The following is an 18,349-nucleotide window of genomic DNA, read 5'->3' as shown; positions in this document are numbered from 1 at the left end:
ATGAGCAAGATGCTTAAGCCAAAGAGCCTTCTGTTGTTGATGTTCGCACTGGTCATGGCCTTTACAACAGCATGCTCGTCCGGCGGTGATAATAGCGCGTCGGAAAAAGAGGAGAAAAAACCGGCAGAAGAAGTGAAACTGACTCAGGATCAGCCGGGGTGGCAAGTTGACACTTCACCGATTACGTTTGACTGGTACATCAACTTTGCCTGGTTCCCGAACAAATGGGGCGAGGATATTACTTCCCAATACGTAACCAAGAAGACCGGGGTGAATCTTAACCTGATCGTACCGGCGGGGAACGAAGCCGAGAAGATGAATACGATGATTGCATCCGGTACCTTGCCCGATTTTATTACGCTGGGATGGTATGAAGACGCTGTCAAAAAAATGATTGAAGGCGATCTGGTCCTGCCGCTGAACGAATTGGCCGATCAGTATGATCCGTATTTCTATAAAGTATCCGACCCTGCAAAAGTGTCATGGTACACGAAGGATGACGGCAACATCTACGGTTATCCGAATGCTTCCTCATCACCGAAGGACTATGAGAAGTTTGGCGACAACATCACGTCGAACCAAACGTTCCTGGTACGTAAAGACATGTATGAGGCGCTTGGAAGCCCGGAGATGCGCACACCGGAAGGTTTCCTGAAAGCGCTTGAGGACGCCAAGAAAATGTTCCCGGATGTGAACGGGCAGCCGCTCATTCCGTTTGGTCTGCATGATTTCCATGAAAAAGGCAACAGCTCGTTGGAAGGCTACCTGCAGAACTTTCTGGCCATTCCACAGGATAAGGACGGAAAGCTGAATGACCGCACGACAGATCCGGAATATGTAAAATGGCTCAAGACCCTGCGTCTTGCTAATGAAAAGGGACTGATGTCCAAAGATATCTTTGTGGATAAACGTCCGCAAATGGAAGAAAAGATGGCACAGGGCCGTTACTTCGCGATGCTCTACCAGCGCAGTGATATGGCGAACCAGCAGAACGCGCTGTTTGCTAATGATCCGAACTCCGTGTACATCGCGGTTGACGGACCGGCCAACTCCAATCTGGATCAGCCGACCCTGTCCGGTCCATCGATTTCCGGCTGGACGGTTACATTGATCTCCAAGAACGTAAAGGACAAAGCACGTGCCATCCGCTTCCTGGATTACCTGATCTCCGAAGAAGGACAGCGTGACACCTACCTTGGCGAAAAAGGCGTAACATGGGATACGATTGACGGCAAAGACCAGTTCCTGCCTGAAGTTGCGCAGCTGCTGAACAGCGACCGCGGAGCGTTCGACAAGAAGTACGGAGCATCCCATACCTTCTGGATGCTGATGGATACCAATATTACGCCTGCTTGGGCACCTCCGGCTGTAGAGCCGTTCAAGCAGCTGGAAGACTGGACGCGCGGCAAAACGGAAAGCTTCTCGCAATTTGACCAATTGGACCCGGATGCAAGTTCTGAGGAAGGCATTATAAATGACAAGGTCATGAACGAGTGGGGTAAAATACTGCCGAAGCTGATCTTTGCCAAAACCGATGCCGAGTTTGATCAGATTTGGAACGGTTATTTGGAAAAACGCGAATCGCTCGGATTTGCCAAAGTACATGAATACAGACAGAAAGAATACGAAGAGAACGTGAAGAAGCTTGAGGAATTCCTGCAATAAGGATTTCGTTTACGATCTGGTAGATGAACAGAATGAAGGCTTAAGGTACCCTATCCTCGATTTTGTCGAAATAGGGTGCCTTTTGTCGCATCACGAGATAATATAGGATTTGTATCCGATCGGCTGATGCTGTTGTCCTTGTCCATTCTGGATTAGGGTATGTTCATTACATAAAACGGGATGTGACAGTCATGGTGAAACGAATGGCATCGCTTATTCAATCGTTTACTTATTGGTTTGGCCGCAGGTCCATGCAGAGCCGTCTGGTTGCTGCCTATATATTGATTCTGCTCATTCCGAGCATCATCGTGTCGAACTATTTTTTCAAGCAGATTCGGGAGACCTATATTAGCGATGCGCTGAACCAGAACTCATTCCTGCTGGAGATCGAGAAGATGAACATGCTTAACCAGATTGAGGCGATCGAAATGGCTGCACAGCTGTCGATTTCGGATGATGGAATCAAGGAGTATCTGCGGTTGAGTGAAGAACCCGAACCGGCATGGCTGATTGAGTTGGCTTGGGGGCCATTTAAGGACATGCAGCGAATTCAGACGAACAACCCTAACATCACCCACCTTCGTTTATTTACGGATAATCCGAACGTTACGGAGATGTGGCCTATTATATTTCAGGAGAATCGGATTGTCGGTGAGCCCTGGTTTTCTAAAATCAAGGAATTAAACGGTGGGGAACTATGGGTGTTCAACCACCGTGACCCTGATATTTTACAGCGTTACGCAGCGGATGTGTCCGAGGAATTGCCAAAGGTATCCTTGATCCGTCAGGTCCATCTCGGGAGTTACAGCGGAGTGGTCCAGGTTGATATGCTGCTCAAGTACTTTGCTCCGAAGACCTTTGCCGGTATCCTGGATGAAAGCTCACAGATGATGATCGTAGATCAGGAGGGGCAGCTGTTCATGGACAGAAGCCAATCGTTCATGACCGGCCATGAGGGCTTGCGGGAAGAGGTCGAGGTCCAATTCGCTAACCTGAGGCAGCAGGCCGATGATCTGGAAAAAACGGTGCATGCGCAATTCAGCGTGAATGGTTCCTCGTTCTTGCTGATTGCAACGCCGGTGGAGCGGCTTCATGCTTACGTGCTGAATGTCGTGTCGCTGGAAGGGGCTCTGAATAACGTATCCAAAGCCCAGGGGCAGATTATAGCAGCCAATATCCTGCTGATCATTCTGCTGTCGATCATTACGTACTACATGAATTCCATCATCCTGAAGAGTTTGAGGCGTTTAACGGAGGCAATGAAAAGAGTCCGCAAAGGGGAAGTCACTGCGGGCCTGACCATACAGGGCGGCGGCGAGGTTGGAGAGCTGGCGCATCATTTTAACAAATTAATCCGAACCATTAACGAACTGATTGCCCAAGGGGTAAGGAAGCAAGCGGTGACCAAGGAGGCAGAGCTTCGGACGCTGCATAGTCAGATTGACTCCCACTTTCTGTACAATACACTTGAAAATATTAAGATGCTGGCGGAAATTGAAGGGCAGCGGACGATCTCGGACGCGCTGACCTCGCTCGGCGGGATGATGCGCTACAACTTTAAGTGGTCGGGAGAGTACGTGAAGCTGAGGGATGAGATCCGTCATATCCGCAATTATATTGATGTGATGAATATCCGTTTTGATGAACCGATATGGCTTGAGCTTAACATACCGTCTGAGTTTATGGAGCTTGAGGTGCTAAAGATGTCACTGCAGCCGATTGTGGAGAATGCCGTCAAGCATGCCTGGCCAGAGGCGCTGGATCAGGAGAAACGGGTTAAGATCAACGTGATTGCATGGGAAGAGGACCGAATTACGATTAACGTAACGGATAACGGGATCGGTATTGAGCCGTATCGACTGGGCAGGCTGGGTGAGAGTCTGCGCACGGTTGACAATGAAGACCTTCCATCCGGGGACTACGGAAGGGGAGGGGCACAGGCTGGAGGAATCGGACTTCGGAATGTGCACCAGCGAATCCGGTTGTTCTACGGAAACGATTATGGACTCGAAGTGAAGAGCGAAGAAGGAATATTCACGCAGGTGACCATGACGTTCCCTAAGGTTCTTTTAACAGGAGGAGGCAGTGGACATGAGAAGTCTGATGATCGTAGACGATGAGAAGAATATCCGGCATGGACTGAAAATGATGATTGAACGGGAGTTCCCGGATCAATACGATATCCGGATAGCTGCACAGGGACAGGAAGCGCTGGATTCCTTTCATGAGCAGCCGGCCGATATCGTAATTACAGACATCCGGATGCCGGTCATGGACGGGATTCGCCTGATTGAGGCATTTACTGAGCTGGAGAGCACACTGGGGGTTAAGCCCATCGTGCTAATCTTAAGTGGTTATGATGATTTTGAATATGCGAAGGCAGCGATCCGGTATCAGGTGAAGGAGTATTTGCTTAAGCCGATCCGCCGGGATGAACTGTTCGCCGCGCTGAGAAAGACGGAAGAAGCGTTGCTCTGGCAGGCGGATGTGCATAAACGAATGGCGGCCAGCGAGGTGTATTTTCAGCAGCTGCAGGCCCATCGCCTGAAGGAGCTGTTAGAGCAGCCGGAAGGTTCCCTCAAGGATATGGAAGCTGCGGCGAAAGAGATCGGCTTTGATACGTTTATGAAGCCGTTCCGACTTGCAGTGATGAAGTATAAGTATGAAGACGGCAATGCCATGAACAAGAATGAGCTCAAGCAACTGATTGATCATATAATGGCTTCTGTCGAAGGGCGAATCAGTGCTTGCTTCCTGGACGGCACAGGAAAGGTTGTGCTGATCGGGAGCCCGGACGGTTTATTCGAGGAGCTTGCACGGCAGTTTACCGAGCGAGAGATGGACGGGCTCTTCGTAGGGATCAGCTGCGAGGGTTTCCGAGTGGAAGATATCCGGGCTTGCTACAAGCAAGCCCTGACCGCGATGAATTATACGTTCATACATCCTAACGTTAAGTTGATGAGTCATGACGATATTCAGGGAGCGCTGCATACCTATCCGGTGCCGGAGGAGGATATCCGCAAGCTGGGCAATATGCTGGGTACAGAACGCGAGCGTGAGATCAAGGCGCTGCTGCTGGATATTTTTCATATCGAGGATATGCCGCATGTAGCCATTGATTATTTGGAGCAGGTCAGCAAGCGGATTAATGAACAGGTACTGGATGAAGTGTTTCGAATTTACGGGGAGTCTATGGTGGAGGTATTGAAGCTGTACCGCAAGGTAGGCACGATGGACAATTACCGTCATTTTCACGCGTATTTCAGAAATCTGGAGCATCTGCTGCTTAACGTGAATGAATACATCAAGGGCATCCGCTCCGCCCACAGCGAGCATTCCGAGATCAAAGCGGCTGTGAGTTACATGGAGGAGAATTTCCATAGACCGCTTAATATGGCGATGGTCAGCAATCATGTTTCTTTGAATTATTCCTATTTCAGTGAAGCGTTCAAGGCTCATACGGGCGAGAACTTTGTGGTCTTTCTCAAGAAGCTGCGGATTGCCAAGGCCAAAGATCTAATCCAGGATGGGACACTGAAGCTTACAGACATAGGCAAAGCCGTCGGGTTTGAGAACATCAAGCAATTCTCACGTGTGTTCAAGGAGCTTGAAGGGATCTCGCCGCATGAATTCCGGATTAAGGTTCAGACGGATGCCGGGCTGCAGCAGGGATAGCCTGGCTGCCATTTCCTGTGCATCCCCTATCATCCTGCCGTTTTCTGCGCTTGGAAAATGGCGGGATGTTTTAAGTGAGAGGAGATATCCAACCTCTTGCTTTATCCTTTTTATGGTAAAATAAATAGAGTTGGAGGTGTGTCATGTCGAAATCGGCCAAATGGGTCTGGGTATGGATTGTAGCCTTAATTGTTGTATGTACCGTTGTTGTGCTTGAGCATCAGAAGAGGATGGAGCAGGGGGCGAGAATGACCCTGCAAAGCGTATTGGGGACGTCTCTTGCTCAAATATGGAGCCACTATACCGACATCCTGGAGCTGAAGTCGATGCCGCTTCATGAAGCGCGCCTGGCGGAGGTTCGATTGAAGCTTGCGGCGATTGAAGCATACTCCAGGACGGCGGATAAGGCTGTCCATTCTTCATTGTTAAACCCGATTGCGGAGAAGATGCTGACCTTGTCGGATAGCATTCGGGACAGCTACGCAGAGAACGGTCGTTTCCTGGAAGCTGACGAGGATAAGTACGCTCTCATCATGCGGGATTCGGAAGCGCTGCTCTCCCTTATGAGCGAGGTATACTATGTACCAGAGTCGCAGGAGGGTGCCGAGGTGACGCTGAATATATCCAATTACGACGGATTGGTAGCGCTTAACAAACGTTTGGGGCAAGATCTTCATGGTTATTCGCTCAAGTAGAAGGCATTCATACATAGCAAAAAAAGACACCTTACCGGGGTTCCTGGTTCATGCCTGGAATTAGCGATGGGTGTCTTTCCTATATACAGGATTATGTAATCCTTGTGTCTTCTATATTTACTGGGCGGCTGTTTCCAGCATGGACAGCGTCATTTCCATTTTGCGGGTGATTTCTTTCTGCCATTTCACGTCTCCGAGCTGGATGGCGAGATTCAGCAGGTCCAGATAGTCATCCATTTGCAGAGAACAGCGGCGGGAAGTCGTTTTCATAAGTCAATCGGCTCTCCTTTTATCTATAGACTCTCCAAGCGAAACAGGTGTAACCTCAAGTGTTGCATAGATTCTCAACACATTCTCACTTGTCCGGTAATGATAATCATTATCATGTGGCTAATTCTCATTATAAAGACTTCCCGCACGGGATGCAAGTCACTTTCTCGAATTTGTCGAAAATGATTTTAATTCATAAAGAACCGCTGTCTATATTTCCGCGGAGATATGCCTTCCTGCTTCGTGAAGCAGGAGGTAAAGTAGGCCGCATGGTTGAATCCGACCTCCTCTGCGATACGACTGATATTGAAATCCGTCTGCATCAGCAGCATCTTGGCTTGCTCGATCCGGTAGCGCTGCAAATATTCAACAGGCGAGCAGCCGAATTCCTTCTGCATGCAGCGCGCAATATACACAGGGTGAAAGTTGATGCGGTCACCAAGCTCCTGCACCTTGAATTCCTCACGATAATGCTTCCGCAAATAAGCTGCGGCCCGTTCGGCGCAAGCGGACGAAGGCGAGGATACCGGCGTATCGAGTGCGGCGGCCAGCTGTTCAATGAGCTCTTGAAAAACCACCTGCTGCCGCCATAAAAATTTGGCCTGATGGCCGTACTGAACCAGCGAGGACATGGTTGCCAGAAGCTCCATGGCTTTCTCCGGTTGAGGCAGGGTGCCGAACTGGGGGATTTTGACGGTAAAATAGTTCGGCGCCATCGCTTTCAGCTCCGGCACCTCCTCTTTTCTTGGCGCCTGGACGGTCTCGTCGGCATGCCAGTCCCCGGAGGTCTGGAAATGGAGCCAGTAATAATCGGTCTCTTCGGTACATCCGTTTGTACCAAAATGATGCGTATCGGGCCGCAGGATGAGATACATGCCCGGTTTGATCTCATAGGGATTGCCATTCTCTGTAACATCAAGCCGACCCTTCATGACAACGAGCAGATCGAAAATGCCGATGTTCTTGCGGTTGGGATGTCCACCATGGATGGGAGCCCGGGTGAGACCGCTATTGATATATTCCGGAAGCGGCGGAACGGTGAAATTCAGGATGGTCATAGGAAAGCCCTTTCGTGATCCTCGAGGTTTGAATTTTTATATTTTTCGTTCGGAAAATGATATTATAACTCCAGTATACCATCTATAATTTGAGAAGGTTAAAGACCGTTTTATCATGAATTGTGTTTAACCCTTACATCATGGGTGGAGGTTGGAATGTTGGATAAAAACACAAGCAAATTTACACTATGGGTCCTTGCGTGGCCTATATTTATTGAGCTGTTCCTGCAGTTTCTGCTTGGAGCAGTCGATACATTGATGGTTAGCCGTATATCTGATGACGCGGTTGCGGTGGTAGGCTTCTCCAATCAGCTCTTTCAGGCGATGACAACGCTGTTTATGACAGTTGCCAGCGGTGCCGGTATCCTCATTGCGCAAAAAATCGGCTCCAGCAAATCAGGGGATGCCCGAACGATCGCGATTATGGCACTAAGTGTGACTACCTTAATCGGCATCGTATGCAGCGTGATCTTATTTGCTGTGCCTGAGCAGATTGCCGCTGTGCTTCAATTGCCGGAGAACCTGCTTCCACTTGCCGGCACCTATATCTCGATTGTTGGGGGCGGCATGGTGCTGATTGCCATGATGGCGACGATGAGCACCGTCATTCGCAATACCGGGAACACCCGAGCCCCCATGTACGTAGCCATTGGGATGAACATTATCCACGTGATTATGAACTACGGCTTTATTTTTGGGGCCTTTGGCTTCCCGCAGTGGGGGCTAACCGGTGTGGCAATTTCGACGGTGGTCAGCCGTCTGCTTGCTGTGCTGCTGCTGCTCTATATATTCCTGCGTTCGTTTGAATACCGGGTCAAGTGGAGAGAATTCCGAGTGTTTGACCGTCCGCTGTTTGGCGAGGTATTAAAAATTGGCTGGCCGCTCGGGGTGAATATGTCCTGCTGGGTGTTCTCGCAGCTCATCATTTACACCTTCATTGCTACGCTTGGCGCTGCGGAGCTCGCTGCGCGCACGTATATGAATACACTCGAATCCTTCTGCTTCCTGCTTGGCTCGTCCATCGCGATGGCCGCCCAAATTCAAATTGCCCATCTGTTCGGGGCAGGACGTACGAAGGAGGCCTACCGAAGCGCCTACCGCGCGCTGGGCTTCGGCACGATTTATGTTGTTGTTAACGGCTTTATCTTGTTTGTATTCGGCAAGCAGCTGCTTGGCATGTTTACCAATGATCAGACCATCATCGCAATCGGGGCCTCTCTGCTGGGCATGAACCTGATTCTTCAGCCGGGCAAAATGCTCAACATGGCACTAGGCAACTCGCTCAATGCTGTGGGCGATACGAGGTTCACGATGTATATTTCCCTTGGTTCGATGTGGCTGGTCGCCACGGTGCTGTCCTACGTGCTCGGCGTTCATATGGGCTGGGGACTGATCGGTATCTATTCGTGCATGATCGCTGACGAATATCTGAGAGGTGCGCTGTCTTACTTCCGCTGGCGCAATCAGAAGTACCTGCGCAAGGCAGAGCAGCAGGCAGAGCCGATGAACCATCACACGACCCCAATCGAGCCGATACCGGCACAGGTGTAATTTTAGGATATAATATAGATAAAGGATACTTCGGCCGTGCGGCATCGAGGTATCCTTTTTTTTGTGAGATACTAAAAAAATAAATATCGAAAACTTTTCTCCGGCATGGCAGGGTATTATAAGTGATTGGCCAAGTGGAAGGAGGGAAACACGGTTTGGTACACGACCTTATACAACGACTAAAAACAGAATACAGCGATGAAGGTTTTGAAGAGCTGTACCGGTTATATGCGGATCGGGCGATTCGCACGGCAACGGCGGTAACCGGAAGTGCGGCAAGCGCTGCCGATGTGGTCCAGGAAACCTTTATCCGGGTTTACCGCAATCTGGGGTCCTATGATTTGAGCAGGCCCTTCGATCCGTGGTTCAACCGGATTCTCTATAACGAGTGCAACCGGTATTTGAAGAAACATTCGAGGATGGTGCCCTCCGAGATTTCGGAGGAGCGGGATCTTCCTTCGGAAACCGACACCTACGATTTCGACCGGCATGGTGAGGTATACGAGATGGTACAGCGGCTTGATGACGAGCATCGGATCCCGGTGATTCTGAAATATTTGAATGATTTTGCCGAGAAGGATATTGCCGACATGATGGAGCTGAACGTCAACACGGTGAAATCCAGATTGTTCAGAGCAAGAAAGAAGTTAAAGGAATGGATGCTGCAAAAAAGGGGAGGGAATCAGCATGGGACGTGATCCATTGGATAAACAGCTTAAAGACAGCTTAGAGAAGGGTACGGATGATGCGATGCAATATAAAGATGAGATATGGACGTCGATTAAAGAGCGTATTCATAGTGAGCCTGCGCCGCAAAAGGCCGAATCCGAAGCGCCATTCACTCCGCGCGAATCGAAGGTAAGGCGCCGGCCTCGGCGAAGAGCTGCCGGCTGGATCGTGGGAACCGCAGCCGCAGCAGCGATCGTGTTTGCCGTCAGCTTTCAGACGGTGCCTGTCCAGGCTTTTATCGATCAGGTGAAGGAATGGTTTGCTCCAGAGAAAACGGTGGAGCAGGAGCTTGAAGGGATGCCGGAAACAAGTGTGGATTCCTTGCATGAGGGTGCGGATTACGTGATTTATATAGATGAGAGCCGGTTTAAGATGGTTCATGGAGCGGACGTTGACCGCATTGAATTGAAGGAGAAGCCGACGGATGACCGCTATCCGGAAGTGTTCATGGAAATCTCGCAGGAGGGCATCGACCCTAAAGCTGCAGCGGAGCGAATCCAGGGTGAGCTGCAAGACTATCCGAAGGTAGAGTCGAATCTGGTCGAGGAACCGGTTCAAGGCTGGGAAGTGCGTGCCGTTGGCGGAACCGGCGGTAAAGAGTGGGACGATCCGGTAGTGCGGTATTATGTTTTTGATAACGGGCAGGGCGGCAGCTTTGTTGTGAAGCAGCAGTATTTCCTGGAGGCCTCGGAAGGCTTCGGCGTACGTTTCCGGAACATGATGGAAGAGTTCCATATTACCTCGAATACAAATACAAAGGACGATAAAGAGTAAGGATTTATGAATAAAATTAGAATGATGTTGATAGCGTCAGTGTCAGCACTTGTTATGGGGGGATGCAGCAATGAAACCGCCTTTGGCAGATTGAGGCCGAAGCGTATTCGCTGAATGAAGCAAACCTGCGATGTTGTCGGATTAACATGGATAAAGAGTGAGTTGCAAAAGGATAGTCCAACCGGATGGTGTGGGCTATCTTTTTTTATTCAATGACAACTACATCACTTTATGTTAATAAGGTTTATATATAAATAGAAGCCCTCCCGAATCTTGGAATTTAATATTTTCAATTTGTTGAAAATGGCTAAAAAGGTAAGAATATCGTTTCATATCTCTATTTGTAAACGCTTTTTCTATTACATGTCAATTTTGTTATATTAACTAACATTAAATAGAATAACGCTAACGAATACATATTATTGAGTCAGGTAATATGACATAACCTTACATCGAAGGAGAGTGCAATGATGAAACCAAAGACAAAACGTCCCATAGCCGTCTGGAGTACCGCTGCATTAACTGCTTTTGTTATTTCCTTATCCCCGATTGGAAGTTATGCGGCGCACGCTGCTGCGGTGACGGAAGTCAAGGGAACGGTTAGTACGCCAGCCCCTGCACAGACCCCTGCAGCGCCTGGGAGAAATACGACGGTTCCTCCATTATCGCAAGCTTCCAAGCAGTCGGCGAAACCTAACGTTCTGGTAGTTGCGACAGGCGGGACATTGGCAGGCCAATCGACAGATGCCACCAGCTTCCAATCTTACCGGGCGGGTACGCTGAAGATTGAAGACATGGTGGGTGAACTCCCGAACACGGACAAGATTGCGGATATCAGCACTCTCCAGTTCGGCAACTCCGGATCCAGCGCCTATACGATGGCGGATTTGTATGATCTATCCCAGACCGTCGACCAAGCCCTGAAGGTGTATGACAGCGTTGTTGTCACAACGGGAACAGATACGATGGAAGAGATTGCGTACTTCCTTGATCTGACCGTGCAAAGCGATAAGCCTGTGGTGATTACAGGCTCCATGAGACCTTGGACGGTTATCGGTTCCGATGCCCAAGCGAACCTGTACAATGCCATCAAGCTTGCCGGAAGCGGCCGCACAGAATCCTTCGGTACCGTGCTCATGCTGAATGATACGATCCATCTGGCGCGCGGCGTAACCAAAACCAATGACTACCGTACCGACACTTTCGAAACGCCGATGCTCGGCGCAGTCGGATATATCGACGATGAGAATATCCGGATATATCGTGCCCCGCTTCGTGCAATGAAAGCAGAGGGAGAAGGGAAGCCGGTATTTGACCTGAGCAAAATCACGAAAGCGGATTTGGCGAAGGTTGAGATTGCGGTTTCCTATCAGGAAGCTGGCGGCGGCGCGATTAAAGGCTTTGTTGCCGACGGAGCAAAAGGCATCGTCACTTCCGGTACCGGCGCAGGCGGTATCTCGAGAGAGATGAGTGCAGCTCGTAAAGAAGCGATCGAGAAGGGGGTGGTTTTCGTAACAACGACCCGGACAGGCTCCGGTAGTGTATACGGCGGCGGGGAAGGCATCATTTCAGGTGACAACCTGAGTCCTCAACAAGCGCGTGTGCTGCTGCAGCTCTCCCTGTCCTTTACAGATGATTTCAATACCATCAAAGGCTGGTTCGCAACTTACGGAACGCCTGAAGTGTAATCTCATTCATTTTTTAGCTACTCCTTATTCCTACTGAACGATGAAGTTCCTTCCTCCACCATTTATTTTGCCGCCAGGGATACCCTGGCGGTCTTTTTTTGTGCATGCAGACAGCAGCAGTAAGACCAATGGGCATGATGGATTGTCACATTCGTGTAACAAACCGGGGTTAGAGTAGGTTCTGAGGTGATGATATGAAAATACAATTCAAAAAAAGAAACGCAGGAGGTATTTCGCAACGCGTTAGTTCCCAAAGTGCGGTAAGGCACCGGGTGAAGAGGCGCTGGAGAGCCTCCCGGCTGCTCCTCCTGGCATCCATTGTAATGCTCGTAGCCGGATGCGGTGAACCCGCTCCTAACACCAAGCCCCCGGTAAATGGGGAGAATGGATCTGGGCAAATACAAGAGGAGCCCAAGGGCAAAATTACATTTTGGAACCAGCAGCGCAAAGGGACAAACTTTATGAACTCCGAATCGCTGCCGGAGAATTACGAAGCCGCCAAGGAACGTTATATCGAGTTTATTCGGCTTGCCTCGGACAAATGGGCCAAGGACCGTGATTTTCTGTTTAATGACCAGTCGGACTCGAAGCCGAACCGTGACTTCCTTATCGGGAATGCAGATCAGTATGAAGGCTTGGTGGAGGAGGATTTTGCTAAATTAAAGGGCGATCTGGATGCGGCTGAAGCTCGCGGCTCCAAAGTAGTGCTGACTGTCCTCAGTCTTCCGGGAGACCGCTGGAGGCAGTTTAATAACAAGAAGAACGATGATCGGATATGGGAAGATGAAACTTATCATGAACAAGCAGCGCTTTTCTGGAGGGATCTTGCAAGCCGATTGAAGGATCACCCGGCGGTGATTGGTTACAATCTGATCAACGAACCGCATCCCGAAACGGCGACGGGCTTTCACGATTTCTGGACTGAGGATGATGCCGAATGGTATAAGGGGGTTGAGGGCACAGCCGCAGACTTGAATAAGCTGTACGATACTATCGTCAAGGCCATTCGAACGGTGGATTCCGATACACCCATTATTTTGAACTCGGGCCTATATGCCACGCCGTGGGCATTCCAATATTTGAAGCCGGTGCAGGATGATAACGTGTTATACGCTTTCCATATGTATGAGCCTTATGAACTGACAAGTCAGAACAAGAAAAAGGGCCTTGCAATTGAATATCCGGGAAAAGTGAAGGTTGGAGAACAGCAAACAGAAAAGGAGTTCAACAAAGAAACTTTAAAACAATTTCTGGAGCCCGTTGCCAAATGGGCGGCTGAACATAACGTTCCTGCCAATCGGATTATTGCCGAGGAGTTCGGGATTAACCGGATGGTAACCGGAGCAGATCAATATCTAGCCGATTTGATATCCATATTTAACGAATATGGCTGGCATTGGGCGTTCTACGCATTCAGAGAAGACACTTGGGACGGGATGGATTACGAGATGGGAGATAAAAAGCCGAATTGGAAGTACTGGGAGGCAATTGAAAAGGGAGAGCAGCCGCCTCGAATAGAGATCGACAGTCCGATGTGGGATGCTCTGAAAGAGGGACTTGATAAGCAGTAGTTGCCGAAAAATGTTAAATAGAGAAATGGCGGTGCTCAGGGTAATCCTTGTGCCGCCATTTCAATTTATCAGTCTGCTGCCGCTTGGCTGAGTAAGTTGATGGGCAAACGAAAGTCCTCCAGCTTCTATTGCTTTCTATGTCAGCTATTTGTATACTTTACTATAGTAAACGATTACTACAAGTGAGGGATACTATGAAGAAGCCGACCACGATACATGATATAGCCAAGATGGCAAACGTTTCTTCGGCGACGGTTTCACGCGTGTTGAGCAACAGCAGCTATCCTGTCAGCAAGGAGCTTAAGGAGCGTATCCAGCAAATCGCGAAGGAATCCAATTATATCCCGAATATGCTGGGTAAACAGCTGAAGAAGAATAGCAGCAATACGATCGGAGTCATCATTCCTTCTATTGTGAATCCGTTTTATTCTTCCGTCATTTTCGGGATCGAAGAGGTAGCCCGGCAGAATAACTTTACCGTTATCGTGTGCAATTCCCTGCAAGATCCTGCGCTGGAGGATGAATATTTAAGGACGATCATGGAGAAGCAGGTCAAGGGCTTGATTATCTCCTCGATTTCCAAGGACAAGAGTCAACTGACACAATTGATGAAGCTTGGCTTGAATGTCATCGCAATTGACCAGAAGATCGATGAGGACAACGTCAATCAGATTGAGTTCGACTACCATAAAGCAGGCTACCTGGCGACCAAGCATCTGCAGGAGAAGGGGCATGAACGCATTGGTTATGTTACTTCCAAGCTGGATCGTCCAAGCCGCCGAAGCATTCACCAGGGTTACATGTCGGCCATGAAGGACGCGGGTTTGAAGCCGCTGGTGGTCGAGTCTCAGACTGAGGAAGTGTACAATGCCATCACCGAATTCGATACCGGCAAGCAGCTGACGCAGAAATTGCTGGAGCACTCGCCGCAGCCGACGGCGATTTTTGCATGCAATGACATGATGGCCTTCGGTGTGATCAACGAGCTGTCCCGGCGCGATATTCAGGTGCCGGAGCAGGTTTCGGTTATGGGGTTTGACGGCATCGACGTGGGACAGATGATTCATCCGCCGCTCACGACGATTAAGCAGCCTGATTATGAGATGGGGAAGATGGCCTGCAAAATGCTGCTGGATATGATGCAGGGCGATGACAGCCCGATGTTTGACGTGATGCTTCAACCTAAGCTGCTGGAGAGAAAGTCGATCCGGGATATCCGGGGCGAGGGGAAATGATGCAGCGGAATAAAGCCTGAGCAGGTATTGCTCGGGCTTTATTTTTTGCGTTAAAAAGATATCGATTACTGAAAAATGACTTGATCCCATTCAGTAATAACATGTGGAAAACTATGCCTAATAAACCTCGTAATACCTTATACAAAGCCTGAAATCGGACTTGTGAAATAAAAATCATTATTTAGATAATAGAAAACTCTATTCAAGAAAGGGCTTCCATGCTATACTCGGTACAGAAATCGATTACTATAAATTTTAAAACATTTGGAATGAGCTGGAGCAGAAAACACGCAATCCTATTTTTAAACAAAAAAAGGAGGGTTTTCAATGTCGAAGAAGTTTAGTGCAATCTCCCTGATGCTGGCGTTTATGATGATTTTCAGCGCATGCTCCTCATCCGGCGGGTCAACCGATGGGGAGGCATCACCTGATCAATCAACAGACAATAAAGAGAAAGTGACCCTGAAGATTGGGCTGCCTGGAAGCTACGAGGTGACGAGCAAGGAAATTATCGATGGATTTATAACCTCCCATCCGCACATTAAGGTTGAAATTCAAGAAGCGCCGTGGGGGGACTTCACATCCAAGATCGCCACACAAATCGCAGGCAACACGATGCCGGATGTCTGGTTCCAAGAGAACGCTACCATACTTAGCTACGGACAGCGCGGTGTAGCAGAGGATCTATCCTCCTACATTGAAGCGGATCTGAAGGCAGACGAATATATCGACGGTTTGTTCTCGGCCAAGGCACCCGACGGCAAGGTCTGGGGTGTGCCTCATGGCATTAATCCGATTGCACTCGCGTATAACCAGGATGTTTTCGAGAAAGCTGGCGTCGCGGTGCCGACGGATGACTGGACCTATAACGATCTGATCGAAGCCTCCAAGGCACTGACGGTCAAGGAAGGAGACAGAACGAGTCAATTCGGATTTATCGGATCGTTCTCCATAACCAACGGATGGTTCCCTTGGATCAAGCAGGCAGGCGGATCCGCACTGGATGATACCTTGACGAAATCGCGGTTTGACGACCCCAAGACTGCAACCGGGCTGCAGCAGCTGTATGATGGGCTGGACCAGGGATATTTTGCGGACATCGACTTTCTGAAAGCGAACGGCGGCGAGCTCGAAGTATTTGCAAGCGGCAAGGCGGCGATGTATTTCCTCCAATACAGCCTGCAGGTGAATATGAACGAGAGCTTTGCGGATACGAACTGGGATGTTGTCAAAATTCCGAAAGGCGTTGACGGCAAGCGTTATGTTCCGATGGTAGCCAACACCTGGCTTGTCTCCTCCAGAGCGAAGCAGGAATCCAAGGATGCTGCCTGGGAGTTCCTGAAATATTACCTCAGCGACGAAGTACAGGACATGATCGTCAAGACGGGTTCCACATTGCCCGTGAAGAAGTCGGCGTTGGATCAATTGAAGGACAGTACAACGAAACCGCTGAACAAAGCAGCTTTCACGGACGGCATTGATGAAGGCGGCGTTACCTTGGACGAGAATGCTACCTGGAGCGAATGGCGCATTCTGGTGCAGCAGGTGGTCAATGAGATCATGGTAGGCAATGTTTCGGTTGAGGACGGCGTGAAAGATATTCATACCAAGGTTCAGGAAGTGCTGGACTCCAGTAAATAGCTTCATGGGATCAGAGCGGGTGCAGTCTTGACGATGTAGCGGATTGCACCTCTTTTCCCGCTATCGAAAGGTAGGTGTGTCATGCAGAAACAAGGATACTGGGGCTATATATTCACATTGCCGTTTGTTGTTAACGTCGTGGTATTCCTCTTATTTCCGATTGTGTTCTCCACGTATATTTCCTTCACGGAGTGGGATTTGTTTAACGCACCGAGATGGATCGGGCTGGACAACTGGGTTCGCGTCTTGAACAAGCATGAGTTCTGGGTGTCCATCCGAAATGTATTTGTGTTTGCGCTCATCTTCGTACCGATTCAGACGATCATGGCGTTTGTGATCGCCTTTATGCTGAATCAGGCCATTCGGGCCAAGGGATTGTTCCGTCTGTTCTACTTCCTGCCCGTCGTAACCCCGTGGATCGCCGGCGGCGTGGTATGGGTATGGATGTTCAACTACCAATACGGTGTCATCAACTGGGCGCTGGAATCCATGGGGCTCGACCCTGTGAAATGGATTGATAGCAGCAATTGGCTGATGGTGATCTCCAGCATCGCGATCGTTCAGGTCTGGAAGGGCGTAGGTCAATCCATGATCATGATTCTGGCAGGCATGCAAAATGTTCCGAAAGAGGTGCTGGAAGCCTCGCAAATCGACGGCGCCAATGGCTGGAAGCAGCTGACGAAGGTTGTGTTCCCGATGGTAACGCCGATGGTGTATCTCGTGATGATTCTGTCGACCATATCGGCGTTTCAGGCATTTGATGTGTTCCTCGGTTTGTTCGGTTCCATCACCACGGGGATCCCGGAACGGAATATGGTTCCGAATCTGCTGGTGTACCGGGATGCGTTCCTGCTCTTCAAAATGGGCCCTGCATCCGCCACGGCGTGGCTGCTGTTTGTCATCATTCTAGTCTTCACCCTGTTCCAGAAGTATTTCGAGAAGAAGTGGGTGCACTATGACTAAGACCACTCACCCCTTACTTAAGGTGCTTATGTACCTGCTGCTGATCGTTGGTTCGGTGTTCATGGTGTTCCCGTTCATATGGATGTTGTCCACGTCGCTGAAAACGGTAGGCGCCATTTCACAGATGCCGCCGCAGTTAATTCCGAATCCGATGAATTGGGATAACTATGTGACGATATGGAACAAAATCGACTTCGGTCGTTACACCATGAACAGTTTTTTCATCGTTTCGATCGAGATGGTGGGTTCCTTGGTCTCCAGCGCATTTGTGGCCTTTGGCCTTGCGATGTTCACCTTCCGTCTGCGGGGTCTTATCTATATGATCATGCTGGCAACCTTGATGATACCGTCTCAAGTGACGATGATTCCAACCTATTTCATATGGAAAGAATTTGGCGCATTGAACTCGTATTACCCTTTGATCGTGCCCAGCTTCCTGGGCGGGGCGTTCGGTATTTTCCTGATGCATCAGTTCATCAAGTCCTTGCCTAAAGAGCTGTACGAGTCGGCTACGATTGATGGCTGCAGCCCACCGGGCATATTCTTCAAAATCTATCTGCCGCTGTGCAAGCCGGCACTGGCTGCGCTGGGGGTATTCACCTTCATGGGCGCGTGGAACAACACGCTGGGACCCTTGATTTACTTGCAAGACAAGGAATTATATACATTGCCGCTCGGCTTGCTCTACCTGAAATCGGAGAATGTCAACCAAGCGCTGCTGATGGCAGGGGCCGTCATTACGACACTGCCGGTCGTCATGGTTTATCTGTTCGCGCAGAAGCAATTTGTTCAGGGTATCGCTTCGACAGGGATGAAGGGCTGAAGGAGGGACTT

The 18,349-nt window shown here is 49.6% G+C and carries 15 protein-coding genes; 13 read left to right on the top strand and 2 right to left on the bottom strand.

Annotated elements, in window-relative coordinates:
• From PGL02S_RS13170 to PGL02S_RS13155, 4 genes are all read left to right on the top strand, one after another.
• Positions 1-1,665 (top strand): extracellular solute-binding protein, encoded by a 1,665-nt coding sequence (locus PGL02S_RS13170; RefSeq protein ID WP_173937123.1) that lies wholly within the window; start codon positions 1-3, stop codon positions 1,663-1,665.
• A 191-nt stretch (positions 1,666-1,856) separates the two neighbouring features.
• Positions 1,857-3,785: a cache domain-containing sensor histidine kinase gene (locus PGL02S_RS13165; RefSeq protein WP_006207901.1), complete on the top strand. Its 1,929-nt coding sequence runs from the start codon at positions 1,857-1,859 to the stop codon at positions 3,783-3,785.
• Positions 3,757-5,340 carry a response regulator gene (locus tag PGL02S_RS13160; RefSeq protein ID WP_036643910.1) on the top strand — a complete coding sequence of 528 codons (1,584 nt, stop codon included), beginning with the start codon at positions 3,757-3,759 and terminating at the stop codon, positions 5,338-5,340. The genes PGL02S_RS13165 and PGL02S_RS13160 overlap by 29 nt, the downstream gene beginning before the upstream one ends.
• Before the next feature lie 143 nt (positions 5,341-5,483).
• Entirely contained in the window at positions 5,484-6,035 is a 552-nt protein-coding gene (locus tag PGL02S_RS13155) for a hypothetical protein (RefSeq protein ID WP_036643908.1), read from the top strand.
• A gap of 117 nt (positions 6,036-6,152) precedes the next feature.
• On the opposite strand, the gene PGL02S_RS28180 is transcribed toward PGL02S_RS13155, so the two are convergent.
• Together PGL02S_RS28180 and PGL02S_RS13150 are read right to left on the bottom strand one after the other, a co-directional pair.
• Entirely contained in the window at positions 6,153-6,305 is a 153-nt protein-coding gene (locus tag PGL02S_RS28180; protein ID WP_006207904.1) for a hypothetical protein, read from the bottom strand.
• Positions 6,306-6,493: 188 nt separating this feature from the next.
• Positions 6,494-7,363 carry an AraC family transcriptional regulator gene (locus PGL02S_RS13150; protein ID WP_036643905.1) on the bottom strand — a complete coding sequence of 290 codons (870 nt, stop codon included), beginning with the start codon at positions 7,361-7,363 and terminating at the stop codon, positions 6,494-6,496.
• A gap of 156 nt (positions 7,364-7,519) precedes the next feature.
• On the opposite strand from PGL02S_RS13150, the gene PGL02S_RS13145 reads away from it, so the two are divergent.
• From PGL02S_RS13145 to PGL02S_RS13105, 9 genes are all read left to right on the top strand, one after another.
• On the top strand, positions 7,520-8,914 hold the full coding sequence (locus PGL02S_RS13145; protein ID WP_006207906.1) for an MATE family efflux transporter: 1,395 nt from the start codon (positions 7,520-7,522) through the stop codon (positions 8,912-8,914).
• 155 nt (positions 8,915-9,069) lie between these two features.
• Complete coding sequence (locus tag PGL02S_RS13140) at positions 9,070-9,612, top strand: RNA polymerase sigma factor (protein ID WP_006207907.1); 543 nt, start codon at positions 9,070-9,072, stop codon at positions 9,610-9,612.
• Complete coding sequence (locus PGL02S_RS13135) at positions 9,602-10,417, top strand: hypothetical protein (protein WP_036643902.1); 816 nt, start codon at positions 9,602-9,604, stop codon at positions 10,415-10,417. Before PGL02S_RS13140 ends, PGL02S_RS13135 begins: the two co-directional genes overlap by 11 nt.
• 467 nt (positions 10,418-10,884) lie before the next feature.
• Positions 10,885-12,105, top strand: a complete 1,221-nt coding sequence (locus PGL02S_RS13130) for an asparaginase (protein ID WP_036643899.1) — start codon at positions 10,885-10,887, stop codon at positions 12,103-12,105.
• A gap of 194 nt (positions 12,106-12,299) precedes the next feature.
• Positions 12,300-13,676, top strand: coding sequence for a glycoside hydrolase family 5 protein (locus tag PGL02S_RS13125; RefSeq protein WP_036643896.1), 1,377 nt, complete (start codon positions 12,300-12,302; stop codon positions 13,674-13,676).
• A 194-nt stretch (positions 13,677-13,870) separates the two neighbouring features.
• A complete protein-coding gene (locus tag PGL02S_RS13120; RefSeq protein ID WP_036643894.1) occupies positions 13,871-14,911 on the top strand; it encodes a LacI family DNA-binding transcriptional regulator in 1,041 nt (346 codons plus the stop codon).
• Positions 14,912-15,238: 327 nt separating this feature from the next.
• On the top strand, positions 15,239-16,552 hold the full coding sequence (locus PGL02S_RS13115; RefSeq protein ID WP_036643891.1) for an ABC transporter substrate-binding protein: 1,314 nt from the start codon (positions 15,239-15,241) through the stop codon (positions 16,550-16,552).
• A gap of 81 nt (positions 16,553-16,633) precedes the next feature.
• On the top strand, positions 16,634-17,515 hold the full coding sequence (locus tag PGL02S_RS13110) for a carbohydrate ABC transporter permease (protein ID WP_006207913.1): 882 nt from the start codon (positions 16,634-16,636) through the stop codon (positions 17,513-17,515).
• Positions 17,508-18,338 (top strand): carbohydrate ABC transporter permease, encoded by an 831-nt coding sequence (locus PGL02S_RS13105; RefSeq protein WP_036643889.1) that lies wholly within the window; start codon positions 17,508-17,510, stop codon positions 18,336-18,338. The genes PGL02S_RS13110 and PGL02S_RS13105 overlap by 8 nt, the downstream gene beginning before the upstream one ends.
• Positions 18,339-18,349 lie beyond the last annotated feature (11 nt).

The organism is Paenibacillus glucanolyticus NBRC 15330 (assembly GCF_004000885.1).
Taxonomy (GTDB): domain Bacteria; phylum Bacillota; class Bacilli; order Paenibacillales; family Paenibacillaceae; genus Paenibacillus_AQ; species Paenibacillus_AQ glucanolyticus.
This window is presented reverse-complemented; position numbering and strand designations above follow the sequence as displayed.